13 protein-coding genes are annotated in these 14488 nt (G+C 53.0%); 9 read left to right on the top strand and 4 right to left on the bottom strand.

The features are described from left to right. Positions 1–17 precede the first annotated feature (17 nt). Entirely contained in the window at positions 18–1229 is a 1212-nt protein-coding gene (locus ACPXSQ_RS14500; protein WP_014592956.1) for an alginate lyase family protein, read from the top strand. An 83-nt stretch (positions 1230–1312) separates the two neighbouring features. On the opposite strand, the gene ACPXSQ_RS14495 is transcribed toward ACPXSQ_RS14500, so the two are convergent. The 4 genes from ACPXSQ_RS14495 to map all read right to left on the bottom strand — a co-directional run bounded on the left by ACPXSQ_RS14495 (position 1313) and on the right by map (position 6334). Further along, positions 1313–1705: a DUF3461 family protein gene (locus ACPXSQ_RS14495; RefSeq protein ID WP_006117754.1), complete on the bottom strand. Its 393-nt coding sequence runs from the start codon at positions 1703–1705 to the stop codon at positions 1313–1315. 216 nt (positions 1706–1921) lie between these two features. Then, positions 1922–2746 carry a 2,3,4,5-tetrahydropyridine-2,6-dicarboxylate N-succinyltransferase gene (gene dapD, locus ACPXSQ_RS14490; protein ID WP_013024682.1) on the bottom strand — a complete coding sequence of 275 codons (825 nt, stop codon included), beginning with the start codon at positions 2744–2746 and terminating at the stop codon, positions 1922–1924. An 80-nt stretch (positions 2747–2826) separates the two neighbouring features. Beyond that, positions 2827–5475, bottom strand: a complete 2649-nt coding sequence (gene glnD, locus ACPXSQ_RS14485; RefSeq protein WP_133345028.1) for a bifunctional uridylyltransferase/uridylyl-removing protein GlnD — start codon at positions 5473–5475, stop codon at positions 2827–2829. A gap of 64 nt (positions 5476–5539) precedes the next feature. Beyond that, complete coding sequence (gene map / locus ACPXSQ_RS14480) at positions 5540–6334, bottom strand: type I methionyl aminopeptidase (protein ID WP_426144118.1); 795 nt, start codon at positions 6332–6334, stop codon at positions 5540–5542. Between the two features lie 318 nt (positions 6335–6652). Between map and rpsB the strand changes: the two genes are divergently transcribed. The 8 genes from rpsB to rseP all read left to right on the top strand — a co-directional run bounded on the left by rpsB (position 6653) and on the right by rseP (position 14469). Next, positions 6653–7378, top strand: coding sequence for a 30S ribosomal protein S2 (gene rpsB / locus ACPXSQ_RS14475; protein WP_014592960.1), 726 nt, complete (start codon positions 6653–6655; stop codon positions 7376–7378). 183 nt (positions 7379–7561) lie between these two features. Further along, complete coding sequence (tsf, locus tag ACPXSQ_RS14470; protein WP_013024686.1) at positions 7562–8413, top strand: translation elongation factor Ts; 852 nt, start codon at positions 7562–7564, stop codon at positions 8411–8413. Between the two features lie 154 nt (positions 8414–8567). Next, positions 8568–9293, top strand: a complete 726-nt coding sequence (pyrH, locus tag ACPXSQ_RS14465; protein WP_006117760.1) for a UMP kinase — start codon at positions 8568–8570, stop codon at positions 9291–9293. Positions 9294–9436: 143 nt separating this feature from the next. Continuing rightward, positions 9437–9994 (top strand): ribosome recycling factor, encoded by a 558-nt coding sequence (frr, locus tag ACPXSQ_RS14460; protein WP_013024688.1) that lies wholly within the window; start codon positions 9437–9439, stop codon positions 9992–9994. 110 nt (positions 9995–10104) lie between these two features. Next, complete coding sequence (gene ispC, locus ACPXSQ_RS14455; protein WP_024472048.1) at positions 10105–11301, top strand: 1-deoxy-D-xylulose-5-phosphate reductoisomerase; 1197 nt, start codon at positions 10105–10107, stop codon at positions 11299–11301. 177 nt (positions 11302–11478) lie between these two features. After that, complete coding sequence (gene ispU, locus ACPXSQ_RS14450) at positions 11479–12231, top strand: (2E,6E)-farnesyl-diphosphate-specific ditrans,polycis-undecaprenyl-diphosphate synthase (RefSeq protein WP_013024690.1); 753 nt, start codon at positions 11479–11481, stop codon at positions 12229–12231. A gap of 18 nt (positions 12232–12249) precedes the next feature. Continuing rightward, on the top strand, positions 12250–13107 hold the full coding sequence (gene cdsA / locus ACPXSQ_RS14445; RefSeq protein WP_013024691.1) for a phosphatidate cytidylyltransferase: 858 nt from the start codon (positions 12250–12252) through the stop codon (positions 13105–13107). 12 nt (positions 13108–13119) lie between these two features. Next, complete coding sequence (rseP, locus tag ACPXSQ_RS14440; RefSeq protein ID WP_014592964.1) at positions 13120–14469, top strand: sigma E protease regulator RseP; 1350 nt, start codon at positions 13120–13122, stop codon at positions 14467–14469. Positions 14470–14488: the final 19 nt, after the last annotated feature.

The following is a 14488-nucleotide window of genomic DNA, read 5'->3' as shown; positions in this document are numbered from 1 at the left end:
AACCATGAGGACGCCCGATGCGTATATTGCCCGCCATACTTTGCCTGCTAATCGTTACGTTTACCTGCCAGGCACGGCCTGACAGCCTGATTTTTCTCTCTACTGATGCCCTGATGAATACCCGGCAGGCTTTGCAGAATCATCAGGCGAGCACACTGACGGAACAGGCCTGGCGTCAGCTGCAACATCAGGCAGAAAAGGCGCTCAGCCAGCCCGATCCCAGCGTGATGGATAAGGGGCTGATGCCGCCCAGCGGATCGCGGCATGACTATCTGAGCCTGAGCGCCTACTGGTGGCCGGACGGAAAGCAGAAAACGGGGTTGCCCTGGATTCGTCGGGATGGTGAGATTAATCCCGACACGAAAAATAACCAAACCGACGGCGTGCGGCTGGCGCGCTTTAGCGCAGATGTACAGACACTCTCGCTGGCCTGGTTCTTTTCTGGCGATGCACGCTATGCCAGCAAAGCACAATCGATGATCCGCCACTGGTTTATCGATCCTGCCAGCCGTATGAATCCAAACCTGAATTATGCCCAGGGGATTCCAGGCAGGACGCCTGGCCGTCATGATGGCGTACTGGATGGGCGCTATTTTGCGACCCGCATTGTTGATGCGCTGGTGCTGTTGCGCCAGTCACCCGGCTGGCGCGACAGCGACGAGGCGGCGTTACATCGCTGGTTCAGTGACTATCTTAGCTGGCTGCAGACCAGCCAGCTGGCGCAACAGGAGCGGGATGCCCCAAATAATCATGGCAGCTGGTACAGCGTACAGGTTGCCGGTATTGCCGCTTACCTGGGCAAAAACACGGTGATCGCTGATATGTCGGCGCTGGCCAAACGAAAAATTGATGGGCAAATACAGAAAGAGGGGACTCAGCCACTTGAGCTGGCGCGAACCCGCTCCTTTCATTACAGCGTCTTTAATTTGCAGGCGCTAACCGCTATCGCGGCGTTAGCTTCTCAGCGTGGGCTGGACGATCTCTGGCACTACCAAAACAAGCAGGGTGGCTCGCTACTGGCGGCGCTGGATTATATGGCGCCCTTTAGCGATCCATCACGCCGCTGGCCGTGGAAAACCCGCGAACGCCAAAGCGAGCGGTTAATCCCCTTACTGCTGTTGGCTGACGTCACACTTAAGTCAGAACGTTACCAATCCTGGATTGATCGTCCTGAATGGCGTACCGGCTCAGCAGAGGTGCTACGTGATGTGGTGTTACTCAGGCGATAGCCGCGCAGATTGCCAATAAAAAAGGCCAGACGCGTCAAGTGAATCACACTTAATGCGGCTGGCCTGATGTAAATCTGAAATAATTAACGGCCGCTGCGGGTCAGTTTTTCCAGATCGGATTCAATTTCGGCGATTTTATGGGAAACGACGCCTTCAAGATGACGCAGATCATCAAGGATTTTACGTTTCAGATCGACTTCCACCTGATCGCGCTGGCAGATCTGGTCCAGTTCATCGATCACATAACGCAGGTTCGGGCTGATTTCCTGCACTTCGCGATAGCCTTGTGACGCGTTATCAGCAACGACGGTCTTGCGCTGGCGAGGATATTTAAATTTCACGCTTTTGGCGAAAAATTCACCTTTATCTTTGCGGAAATAAATTTTCAAAATATCGTTATTCGCTTCCTGACGCAGGCTGTAGCGATCGATATCGTCAGGGTTACTAATGCCTAAGCTCTTAATATTGTCATACATAATTATTTTCCACCAAATGATAGGCGCGCAGAATTGTTCATGACTTAATGACTATAGACATAAATAACATGAATCAGTGCGCAACAGGATTTAACTGGCGCGAATTATGACCTGGATGAAAAGTAAACGCACCTGTTGGTTCGTGTAGAAAAACAACATTACCCGTAACAGCTGTAAACAAAAGATGACGGGCTGCCGTACAGCCCGTCCGACAGATTAGTCGATCGTACGCAGCAGTTCATTGATGCCGGTTTTCGCCAGCGTTTTCGCATCAACTTTTTTCACAATGACTGCGCAGTAAAGGCTGTAGCGGCCATCTTTAGACGGCAGGTTACCGGATACCACGACCGAGCCGGCAGGCACGCGACCGTAGTGGATTTCGCCGGTTTCGCGGTCATAAATTTTGGTGCTCTGACCGATATAAACACCCATTGAAATCACGGAGCCTTCTTCAACGATCACGCCTTCAACGATTTCAGAACGTGCGCCAATAAAGCAGTTATCTTCAATGATGGTGGGGTTGGCCTGCAGCGGCTCGAGTACGCCACCGATTCCTACACCACCGGATAAATGTACGTTTTTACCAATCTGTGCACAGGAACCGACGGTTGCCCAGGTATCAACCATTGTGCCTTCGTCCACAAAGGCGCCGATGTTCACGTAGGAAGGCATCAGAACCGTGTTGCGCGCAATAAAAGCCCCTTTGCGAACGGCAGCGGGCGGCACCACGCGGAAGCCGGCTTCTTTGAAGCGCGCATCGTCCCAGTCGGCAAACTTCATTGGCACTTTGTCGTAAAAACGGGTTTCAGCCCCTTCCATCACCTGATTGTCATTAATGCGGAAAGAGAGCAGAACGGCTTTTTTCAGCCACTGATGCGTTACCCATTCGCCGTCGATTTTTTCAGAAACGCGCAGTTCACCACTGTCCAGTTTGGCGATAACCTGATTAATCGCCTCGCGGGTTTCAGTATCCACACTGGTCGGGGTGATGTCAGCGCGACGTTCGAAGGCAGATTCAATAACACTCTGTAACTGTTGCATATTTTTTCCTGATCTGTCATTTGTGGTGCCAGCCAGTGACCGGCACGGGTAAAAAGTTGATGTTCACAAATTGAAGCGGGTCACACTTTATCGTTTGGATTAAGGGCTTCTGTCAACCGTTGTTGCAACGTCTGACGCATTTCCTCATCCAGTGCCTTGCGTTCGCTATTGGCTAAAATAAACAAATCTTCCACGCGCTCGCCAATGGTGCTGATGCGCGCACCATGCAGAGAGACGCCGAGATCGGCAAACACTTCCCCCACGCGCGCCAGTAAACCGGGCTGATCCAGGGCTACCAGCTCCAGATAACTGCGGCGATCGGTGTGAGTTGGCAGGAAATTCACTTCGGTATCCACGCTAAAGTGCTTAAGCCTGGCGGCCTGACGGCGGGTGCGCGGTGGCACCCACTCTCTCTGGGTTATCGCCTGCTCCAGCGCCTGAATGATCATCGCATGACGATCGGGCGACAGGGGACTGCCATCCGGCTCCAGTACAATAAAGGTATCCATCGCCATGCCATCGCGGCTGGTAAAAATTTGCGCATCATGCACGCTGAGGTTGCGACGATCCAGCTCTCCTGCCACGGCGGCGAACAGGTGCGGGCGATCGGGACTCCAGATAAAAATTTCGGTCCCGCCGCGCGTTGCCTGCGGGCTGACCAGCACCAGCGGTTGATTAAGATCGTGTCCCAGTAAGTGGCGGGCATGCCAGGCAATCTGGTTGGGCGTATGGCGCAGAAAATAGTCGGCGCGACAGCGATTCCAAATGTGATGTAACCGCTCTTCATTGATGTTGTCCATACGCAGCAGCGCCAGCGCCTGCAGGCGATGATGACGTACGCGTTCCCGCAGATCCGGACTGTTTTCCATGCCGCGACGCAGCTGTTTTTCGGTGGCGAAGAACAACTCTCGCAGCAGACTTTGCTTCCAGCTGTTCCACAGGCTCTCATTGGTGGCACAGATATCAGCGACTGTCAGGCACACCAGGTAACGCAGTCGGTTTTCGTTCTGCATGACCTCGGCGAACTGCTGAATCACCGTGGGGTCCTGAATATCACGACGCTGCGCGGTCACGGACATTAACAGATGATGCCGTACCAGCCATGCGACAAGCTGCGTTTCACGCGAGTTAAGGCCGTGCATCTCGGCGAACTCCAGCGCATCCTGCGCGCCAAGAACAGAGTGATCGCCGTTACGTCCTTTCGCAATGTCATGCAGCAGCGCCGCCATCAGCAGTAACTCTTGCTGAGGCAGGCGCGGCCAGAGTTCAACGCATAAAGGATGTTGTGGACGCGTCGCTTCGTTGGCAAAACTTTCCAGCTTCTGAAGAACCCGAATGGTGTGCTCATCCACGGTATAGGCGTGGAACAGGTCAAACTGCATCTGCCCAACGATCTGACCCCAGAGCGGCGTATAGGCCCAGAGTACGCTATGGCGATGCATCGGGACTAATGCACGACTGACCGCACCGGGATGACGCAGGATCGACATAAACAGACGGCGTGCTTCAGGCAACTGACAGAGCGGCTGCTTAAGGTGGCGACGTGTGTGGCGCAGGCGGCGCAGCGTGGTCGAATAGATCCCTTTGATATTGTCATTGCGTACCATGACGTAAAACATGCGCATTATCGCCTGAGGCTCCCGATCAAACAGCGTTTCATCGCGCAGATCGATCAGGTTACCCCGTAGCTGAAAGTCATCATCAATAGCGCAGGGTTTTTCATTGGTAGAGAGGGCCAGAATGGCTTCATCGAACAACTGCAGCAGCATCTGATTCAGTTCGCTGATACGACGCGTGACGCGATAAAAATCCTTCATCATGCGTTCAACCGGCTCGTTGCCTTCGCCCTGATACTGAAGGCGCTGGGCAACGCTAAGCTGGCGATCGAACAGTAGCCGGTTGTCATAACGCGGCAGCAACAGATGCAGCGCAAACCGAATCCGCCAGAGAAAGGCCTGGCATTCATTCAGTTCGGCGCGTTCGGCGTCGGTCAGAAAGCCAAAGCCCACCATCTCGTCGAGCGTTGTCGCGCCGAAGTGCCGTCGCGCAACCCACTGTAACGTATGAATATCACGTAAACCGCCCGGGCTGCTTTTAATATCCGGTTCCAGGTTGTAGCTGGTACCGTGATAGCGCGTATGACGCTCTTGTTGCTCTTCAATTTTGGCGGCAAAAAAGCGGGACGACGGCCAGAAGCCATCGCTAAAGACATTTTTCTGCAGTTCGAGGAACAGCGCGACATCACCGGCCAGCATCCGCGCTTCAATCAGGTTGGTCGCCACCGTCAGGTCGGATAAGCCTTCCAACAGGCACTCTTCCAGGCTACGCACGCTGTGGCCCACTTCCAGTTTGAGATCCCACATCAGCGTCAGCAGCGCGCTGGCGCTTTGGGCGGCCTCTTCGTTAAGCGGCTGGCGGCTGAGAATCAATATGTCAATATCGGAAAGCGGGTGAAGCTCACCCCGACCATAACCCCCGACAGCAACCAGAGCGATGGATTTCATGCTGTCGAAGCCAAAGTAACGCCACAGGCGACGCAGAAGGCGATCGATAAACAGGGTTCGGGCATGAATCAGATTCTCTGCCGCCTCACCGCTATCAAAGGCCGCCGCCAGGTGCTGTTGAAAGCACTCCAGGCGCTGCTTGAGTATTTCACGTGATAGCTGATCGTCCTGCCACTCGCCAGGCGAATCATTCAGACCGTTTTTCACTTCTTGCGACAGGCTCATGCAGCGTTCTCATCAGTAACCATAAAAAAACCGGCAGAGCGCCGGCCTTTTATCAGGGGAGGAATTACGCCTGGTTAACTAACACCGCGGGAAGGGTGTCGTCTTTACGCAGGGTTAAAATCTCACAGCCGTTATCCGTCACCACAATAGTATGCTCGTACTGCGCCGACAAGCTGCGATCTTTGGTTTTCACCGTCCAGCCGTCTTTCATGGTACGAATGCGATAATCACCGGCGTTCACCATCGGTTCCACGGTAAAGGTCATGCCGGCCTGCAGGACGACACCGCTGTCGTCTGCATCGTAGTGCAGAACCTGTGGCTCTTCATGAAAGCCCTTGCCGATGCCATGACCGCAGTATTCACGCACCACTGAGAAGTCATTCGCTTCAACATATTTCTGGATAGCGCGGCCCAGCTCGCGCAGGCGAATACCCGGCTTCACCAGACGCAGTGATAAATAAAGGCTTTCCTGAGTCACGCGGCACAGGCGCTCACCCTGGATCGTCGGCTTGCCGACGATAAACATTTTCGAGGTATCGCCGTGGTACTCGTCTTTAATCACGGTCACGTCGATGTTAACGATGTCGCCATCTTTCAACGGACGATCGTCGCTCGGAATACCGTGACAGACCACTTCATTTACCGAGATGCAGACGGATTTCGGAAAACCGTGGTAACCCAGGCAGGCAGAAATCGCCTGCTGATGCTGCGTAATTTGTTCGTGGCAGAGACGATCCAGTTCACCCGTGGTCACGCCAGGCTGCACATGGGGTTCGATCATTTCTAACACTTCGGCGGCGAGGCGGCCAGCGACGCGCATTTTTTCGATTTCTTCGGGGGTTTTAATTGAGATTGCCATTAAATTATTCCGCTGCTGCTGAAATTTTCAGCGATAATGAATGCTGTGCTCTCATGTTAACAGCAAGCCAAAAGGGCTGCCAAACAGAGAACGCACCACAGGCCGTAAGCGAACATTTATTGGCTTCCAAAGCGTGATTGTGGTATAAAGCGCGCCGACGATTCTCTGTATGGCCGTTAAGGTCAGCGGGAAACGCAATAATCTCACTATGTGTAATAAAACACACATGTATCGACACATACGCCGGGGTGCCTTGAAAGAGGTCGGTTGTATGGGATACATGGAGGCCCAACCCCAATTAAACTAGAGGTAGTAATCATGGCAACTGTTTCCATGCGCGATATGCTCAAGGCTGGTGTTCACTTCGGTCACCAGACCCGTTACTGGTGCCCAAAAATGAAGCCATTCATTTTCGGTGCGCGTAACAAAGTTCACATCATCAACCTTGAGAAAACTGTACCAATGTTCAACGACGCTCTGGCTGAGTTGACCAAAATCTCTTCCCGTAAAGGTAAGATTCTGTTCGTTGGTACTAAGCGCGCTGCTGCCGAAGCGATCAAAGAGTCTGCACTGAGCTGCGACCAGTTCTTCGTAAACCACCGCTGGTTGGGTGGCATGCTGACCAACTGGAAAACCGTTCGTCAGTCTATCAAACGTCTGAAAGAGCTTGAGACGCAGTCTCAGGACGGCACTTTCGACAAACTGACCAAGAAAGAAGCGCTGATGCGCGCTCGTGAACTGGCCAAGCTGGAAAACAGCCTGGGCGGTATCAAAGACATGGGCGGTTTGCCGGATGCACTGTTTGTTGTCGATGCTGACCACGAACACATCGCAATCAAAGAAGCAAACAACCTGGGTATCCCAGTATTTGCTATCGTTGATACTAACTCTGATCCAGATGGCGTTGATTACGTTATCCCAGGTAACGACGATGCGATCCGTGCTATCAACCTGTACCTGACTGCCGTTGCGACCACCGTTCGCGAAGGCCGCTCTCAGGATCTGGCTGAGCAGGCTGAAGAAGCGTCTTTAGAAAACGCTTAATTAAGGTTTGCTCTGCATAAGAGCCCTTAGCATTCAGATGTGATCTGTAAGGGGCCAAACATGGCCCCTTTATTTTATCCAAGTCTGTTACGCCCCTGTTCAGGACGGCGGGACAGAGTAAATTTTCCGCAAATAAGTACCTTCTGATGCACTTGTGCTCAGGTACGAACCGAGGATTCTGGAATGGCTGAAATTACCGCTGCATTGGTAAAAGAACTGCGTGAGCGTACTGGCGCAGGCATGATGGACTGCAAAAAAGCGCTGACTGAAGCGAGCGGCGACATCGAGCTGGCGATTGAAAACATGCGTAAGTCTGGCGCAATTAAAGCAGCGAAAAAAGCGGGTAACGTTGCTGCTGATGGCGTAATCAAAACCAAAATCGTTGGTAACTACGGTGTGATTCTGGAAGTGAACTGCCAGACTGACTTCGTAGCAAAAGACGGTGGTTTCCAGGCGTTTGCTGATAAAGTTCTTGACGCTGCTGCGGCTGACCGCATCACCGACGTTGAAGTGCTGAAAGCACAGTTCGAAGAAGAACGTGTTGCCCTGGTTGCTAAAATCGGCGAGAACATCAACATTCGTCGCGTTGCTCTTCTGGAAGGCGAAGAACTGGGCAGCTACCTGCACGGCGCACGTATCGGCGTTCTGGTTTCTGCCAAAGGCGCTAACGAAGATCTGATCAAACAGATCGCAATGCACGTTGCGGCAAGCAAACCTGAGTTTGTTAAGCCAGAAGACGTTTCTGCGGAAGTGGTTGATAAAGAATACCAGGTTCAGCTGGACATCGCGATGCAGTCTGGTAAGCCAAAAGAGATCGCAGAGAAGATGGTTGAAGGCCGTATGAAGAAATTCACCGGTGAAGTCTCTCTGACCGGTCAGGCATTCGTTATCGATCCAAGCAAAACCGTTGGCCAGGCGCTGAAAGAGCAGGGCGCTGACGTGATCAACTTCATCCGCTTTGAAGTGGGCGAAGGCATCGAAAAAGTTGAGACTGATTTTGCTGCTGAAGTTGCAGCAATGTCCAAACAGTCTTAATGATCTGAAAGAACCGCCAGATGGCGGTTCTTTTTTGTCTGCCACAGGCAAAAGATACGTTTTCAGTTTCATCCCAATAGTAATTCTTTTGCTCTAAGCGGATGATTGATCGAAATTACTTCTTATTCATCATATCTTCCAGGACGAATTGACCATGGCGACCAACGCAAAACCTGTTTATCAACGTATCCTGCTAAAACTCAGTGGCGAAGCACTTCAAGGTGCAGAGGGTTTTGGTATCGACGCGAGCGTGCTTGACCGCATGGCTCAGGAAGTCAAAGAACTGGTCGAGCTGGGTATCCAGGTGGGCGTTGTGATTGGCGGCGGTAACCTGTTCCGCGGAGCCGGCCTGGCGCAGGCGGGCATGAACCGCGTCGTGGGTGACCACATGGGGATGCTTGCTACGGTAATGAACGGCCTGGCGATGCGTGATGCACTGCACCGCGCATACGTCAATGCCCGTCTGATGTCCGCGATTCCCCTCAACGGCGTTTGCGATAACTACAGCTGGGCAGAAGCCATCAGCCTGTTACGTAATAACCGTGTGGTTATCTTTTCTGCGGGTACGGGCAATCCTTTCTTCACGACGGATTCAGCCGCCTGTCTGCGTGGTATTGAAATCGAAGCGGATGTGGTGCTGAAAGCCACGAAAGTTGACGGTGTTTACTCGGCCGACCCGGTGAAGCACCCTGATGCAACGCTGTATGAAAAACTGACTTATGCGGAAGTGCTGGATCAAGAGCTTAAAGTGATGGATCTCGCCGCGTTTACGCTGGCGCGCGATCACAAACTGCCAATCCGCGTTTTCAATATGAACAAACCTGGCGCATTGCGTCGCGTAGTGATGGGTGAAAAAGAAGGTACCCTGATTACGCATTAATACCCGAGGCGAGATAAAATAAGGTATATTCTGTCAGTGCGGTAATGTTTAGCCGTGCACCAGTCAGGATTATCGATGATTATCGATCCCGCTTCCGGTGATGCCGGAACTGGCCAGGTCAAACCGAATCCAAGGGTTTTAACGTGATTAACGACATTAAAAAAGATGCTGATACGCGCATGGACAAATGCGTCGAGGCATTCAAAACCACTATCAGCAAGGTACGCACAGGCCGTGCTTCACCTTCTCTGCTCGACGGCATTATCGTTGAATATTACGGTACGCCGACGCCACTGCGTCAGCTGGCTTCCGTTACCGTTGAAGACTCCCGCACGCTGAAAATCAACGTGTTTGATCGCTCTCTCGGCCCGGCCGTTGAAAAAGCGATTATGGCGTCCGATCTTGGCCTCAATCCAAACTCAGCGGGTTCGGACATTCGTGTTCCGCTCCCTGCGCTGACGGAAGAGCGTCGTAAAGATCTGATTAAAATCGTACGCGGTGAAGCCGAGCAGGGACGTGTGTCTGTACGTAACGTTCGTCGCGACGCCAACGATAAAATCAAAGCGTTGCTGAAAGATAAAGAAATCAGCGAAGACGACGAACGTCGTTCGCAGGATGAAATCCAGAAAATGACCGATGCGCACATCAAGAAAGTTGATGCGGCACTGGCCGAAAAAGAAGCGGAGTTGATGGACTTCTGATTCCATCATCGCCGACCAAAACGCCGTACAGAGAGGCATTCTGACAGAATGTCACCTCTGGCGGCGTTTTACATTGTGCCCCACGCTTTCACCTCTACATGGACAGCATTATGAAGCGATTAACTCTGCTCGGTTCAACCGGTTCGATAGGCACCAGCACGCTGGCAGTCGTCAGTGCCAATCCTACGCGCTATCAGATCACGGCGCTGGTTGCCGGTAAAAACGTGGCCCTGATGGCTGAGCAGTGCGTACAGTTCCAACCCCGCTATGCGGCGATGGCAGACGAAGAAGCCGCTGTTGCGCTACGTGAGCGACTGAGAGCATTGAAGGTGAAGACTGAAGTGCTCTCCGGCGTTCAGGCAGCCTGTGAACTGGCCGCGCTGGATGAGGTTGACCAGGTGATGGCGGCGATTGTGGGCGCCTCCGGTTTACTGCCCACGTTGGCAGCGATTCGCGCGGGTAAAACCGTCCTGCTGGCGAATAAAGAATCCCTGGTGACGTGCGGCCGTTTATTTATGGAGGCGGTGCGCCAGCATAAGGCGCAGCTGTTGCCGGTAGACAGCGAGCACAATGCGATTTTTCAGAGTTTGCCCGCTACCATCCAGCATCAGTTAGGTTACGCTGACCTGCAGAATAACGGCATTGAGTCGATTATTCTTACGGGATCGGGTGGCCCTTTTCGTGACACAAATTTAGCGGATCTGCGCAATATGTCGCCAGATCAGGCTTGTGCACATCCGAACTGGTCAATGGGGCGTAAAATCTCGGTTGATTCGGCCACCATGATGAATAAAGGTCTTGAATACATTGAAGCTCGTTGGCTGTTCAACGCCAGTGCCGCGCAGATGGAAGTGATTTTGCACCCCCAATCGGTGATCCACTCCATGGTGCGTTACTGCGATGGCAGCGTGCTGGCACAGTTAGGTTCACCTGACATGCGAACCCCTATCGCCCACAGTATGGCCTGGCCAGCGCGTATTCACGCTGGGGTCACACCGCTGGACTTTACCCGCATGTCGGCGCTGACGTTCTCAGAACCTGATTTTGGCCGTTACCCCTGTCTTAAACTGGCAATTGATGCCTGCGAGGCCGGGCAGGCGGCCACCACCACGCTTAATGCTGCCAATGAGATCGCCGTGGCGGCGTTCCTGAATCAGCGAATTCGTTTTACCGATATCGCAGCGTTAAACAGCGCAGTGCTGTCATCGCAGCACGGCCAGGAACCGGATTCAGTGGACGCTGTCATCGAAATCGATCGTATGGCACGCGCCGCTGCGACCGAAATGTTGCCACGCTTCACGGCATAACAACGATTGCGTTGAGGCTATTTGTTCGCTTCAGGTGAAAATGTTATAGTCGCTGGCTCGCGTTTAACGGTCTGTCACCAAATTCGGTGTGGCCTGGCAGACAGTGCCGGGATTTGTACCGGGCGCAATGTATTCAGAAACCACAGCATTTCTGATGAAAGGAATTGATTACGCGTTATGTCGTCTGAAAATCACAACAACACCGATGACCAACAGGGAACCGGTCCACGCCACGTTGCTATCATTATGGATGGCAATGGCCGTTGGGCTAAGAACCAGGGAAAACTGCGTATCTCCGGTCACAAAGCGGGCGTGAAATCAGTACGTCGCGCCGTTAGCTTTGCCGTCAGTAATAATCTTGAAGCGTTAACGCTTTACGCCTTTAGTAGCGAAAACTGGAGCCGTCCTGCGCAGGAAGTCACTGCCTTGATGGAGCTGTTTGTCTGGGCGCTGGACAGTGAAGTGAAAAGCCTGCACAAGCATAATGTTCGCTTACGCATCATTGGCGATATCAGCCGCTTCAGCCCCCGCATTCAGGAACGTGTCCGTCGGGCAGAAGCGCTGACGGAGAATAACGATCGACTCACGCTAAACATTGCTGCGAACTACGGCGGGCGATGGGATATTATCGAAGGCGTTAAAAAGTTGGCTGAACAGGTTCAGGAAGGCTTGTTACGCCCTGATCAGATAACCGAAGAGAGCCTGACGTCGCAACTGTGCATGAACCAGTTGGCGCCAGTGGATTTAGTGATAAGGACCGGGGGAGAGCATCGGATTAGCAACTTCCTGTTGTGGCAAATTGCCTATGCGGAATTCTATTTTACTGATGTGCTCTGGCCGGATTTTGATGAACACGTTTTTGAAGGTGCACTGAATGCATTCTCTCTGCGGGAGCGACGCTTTGGCGGCGCTGCACCAGGCGGCGCCTGAGCAATCTGGGGGTAACCTTTGCTGAAGTCTCGTCTGATCACCGCGCTGATTCTCATCCCGCTGGTGATCGCTGCATTGTTCTGGTTACCGCCTGTTGGCTTTGCAATTATTACGATTATTATCTGTATGCTTGCCGCCTGGGAATGGGGGCAGCTGTCTGGTATGGCATCGCGTCAGCAACGGATCTGGCTCGCGCTGATATGCGGTCTGGCTCTGACGCTGATGCTGTTTACGCTTCCTCCCTACGAACATAACGCGCACCTGCCGCAGGTGGCGGGCTGGCTGTGGGCCTCACTGGCCTGGTGGATTGCCGCGCTGTTACTGGTTCTGTTCTATCCTGCCTCTGCTGCGTTATGGCGGACTTCCCGACCCTTGCGTCTGCTGTTTGGTGCGTTAACGGTCATTCCTTTCTTCTGGGGCATGATGGCGCTCCGCCAGTATCATTACGAAGCCGATCACTTTGCCGGTGCCTGGTGGCTGCTGTTTGTTATGTTTCTGGTATGGGGTGCCGATTCCGGTGCCTACATGTTCGGCAAACTGTTTGGCAAACATAAGCTGGCGCCAAAAGTGTCGCCCGGTAAAACATGGGAAGGTTTTCTGGGCGGACTGATCTCTTCTGCGCTGATTGCCGTCCTGTTCGCCAGTTTTGCGCCGCTTTCCGTTCCCACCGGCACGCTGGTGATCTGCGCCGTGATTTCCACCCTTGCTTCGGTACTGGGCGATCTGACGGAAAGCATGTTTAAACGCGAGGCCGGTATCAAAGACAGCGGGAGCCTGATTCCCGGACATGGCGGTATTCTTGACCGCATCGACAGCCTGACAGCAGCAGTGCCGGTATTTGCCTGTTTATTGCTGTTGGTGTTTCAGACACTTTAAGGGCAAGCGACGATGTTAAGCGTAATCTGGAGTTTTGCCGCATTTATCATTGCACTGGGCGTGTTAATCACCGTGCATGAGTTTGGCCATTTTTGGGTGGCGCGGCGTTGCGGTGTGAGAGTAGAGCGCTTTTCTATCGGCTTTGGCAAGGCGTTATGGCAACGCCGCGATCGTCACGGCACCGAATTTGTGATTGCGCTCATTCCCCTTGGCGGTTATGTCAAAATGCTGGACGAGCGGGTAGAAAGCGTTCCCGCCGAGCTTCGGCACCAGGCGTTTAACAATAAAGCGATTTGGCAGCGCGCGTCTATTATTGCTGCCGGCCCGATTGCCAATTTCCTGTTTGCTATCTTTGCCTACTGGGTCGTGTTCATCCACGGCGTGCCGGGTATTAAACCGGTAGTTGGTGAAATTCTGAACGGTTCGGTCGCCGCAGAAGCGCAAATTACACCCGGGACGGAACTTAAGGCCGTTGACGGTATCGAAACGCCTGACTGGGAAGCTGTGCGCATGGCATTGATCGGTAAAATCGGTGATGCCAGCACGACATTAACAGTGGGTCGTTTTGGCGAACAGGGGACGCAGCAAAAACAGGTCGATTTGCGCAACTGGCAGTTCGAACCTGATAAGCAGGACCCTGTCGTCGCACTGGGAATTCGTCCCCGGGGCCCGCAGATTGAAACGACCCTGGCTGAAGTGCAAAAGAATTCGCCTGCCAGTGCAGCCGGTTTGCAAGCTGGCGACAGGATCGTTAAAGTCGATGGTCAGTTATTATCGCAGTGGCAGCCTTTTGCTACCCAGGTTCGGGATAACCCAGGAAAAAGTATTGCTCTTGAGGTCGATCGCAACGGTGATGCGGTGCAGTTAACCCTGACGCCCGAAGCGAAACCTGGGAACAAAGCACAAGGGTTTGCGGGGGTGATTCCCCGAGTCGTACCGCTGCCAGACGAGTATAAAACGGTAAGACAATATGGTGCGTTTTCAGCCATTGGTGAAGCCAGTGTAAAAACCTGGCAGTTAATGAAGCTGACCGTCTCTATGTTGGGCAAGTTAATAACCGGCGATGTGAAGCTGAACAACCTGAGCGGCCCGATTTCGATTGCGCAAGGTGCAGGTTTGTCAGCCGAGTATGGAATGATTTACTACCTGATGTTCCTGGCGTTGATTAGCGTCAACTTAGGGATCATCAACCTGTTCCCGCTACCGGTTTTAGATGGTGGGCACTTGCTCTTCCTTGCGATTGAAAAGATCAAAGGGGGACCGGTGTCCGAGCGAGTTCAAGACTTTAGTTACCGCATCGGTTCAATACTGCTGGTGATGTTAATGGGGCTTGCACTTTTCAATGATTTCTCACGTTTGTAACCGCTGGAACGCGAGCTTA

This window comes from Pantoea sp. EEL5 (assembly GCF_049892805.1).
GTDB classification, from domain to species: domain Bacteria; phylum Pseudomonadota; class Gammaproteobacteria; order Enterobacterales; family Enterobacteriaceae; genus Pantoea; species Pantoea ananatis.
This window is presented reverse-complemented; position numbering and strand designations above follow the sequence as displayed.

Excerpts from the sequence above, each read along its gene's own strand:
- tsf (WP_013024686.1), top strand. The coding sequence starts at position 7,562 with ATGGCTGAAATTACCGCTGCATTGGTAAAAGAACTGCGTGAGCGTACT.
- glnD (WP_133345028.1), bottom strand. The coding sequence starts at position 5,475 with ATGAGCCTGTCGCAAGAAGTGAAAAACGGTCTGAATGATTCGCCTGGC.
- ispU (WP_013024690.1), top strand. The coding sequence starts at position 11,479 with ATGTCGTCTGAAAATCACAACAACACCGATGACCAACAGGGAACCGGT.
- ACPXSQ_RS14495 (WP_006117754.1), bottom strand. The coding sequence starts at position 1,705 with ATGTATGACAATATTAAGAGCTTAGGCATTAGTAACCCTGACGATATC.
- rpsB (WP_014592960.1), top strand. The coding sequence starts at position 6,653 with ATGGCAACTGTTTCCATGCGCGATATGCTCAAGGCTGGTGTTCACTTC.
- ACPXSQ_RS14500 (WP_014592956.1), top strand. The coding sequence starts at position 18 with ATGCGTATATTGCCCGCCATACTTTGCCTGCTAATCGTTACGTTTACC.
- dapD (WP_013024682.1), bottom strand. The coding sequence starts at position 2,746 with ATGCAACAGTTACAGAGTGTTATTGAATCTGCCTTCGAACGTCGCGCT.
- ispC (WP_024472048.1), top strand. The coding sequence starts at position 10,105 with ATGAAGCGATTAACTCTGCTCGGTTCAACCGGTTCGATAGGCACCAGC.
- rseP (WP_014592964.1), top strand. The coding sequence starts at position 13,120 with ATGTTAAGCGTAATCTGGAGTTTTGCCGCATTTATCATTGCACTGGGC.
- map (WP_426144118.1), bottom strand. The coding sequence starts at position 6,334 with ATGGCAATCTCAATTAAAACCCCCGAAGAAATCGAAAAAATGCGCGTC.
- pyrH (WP_006117760.1), top strand. The coding sequence starts at position 8,568 with ATGGCGACCAACGCAAAACCTGTTTATCAACGTATCCTGCTAAAACTC.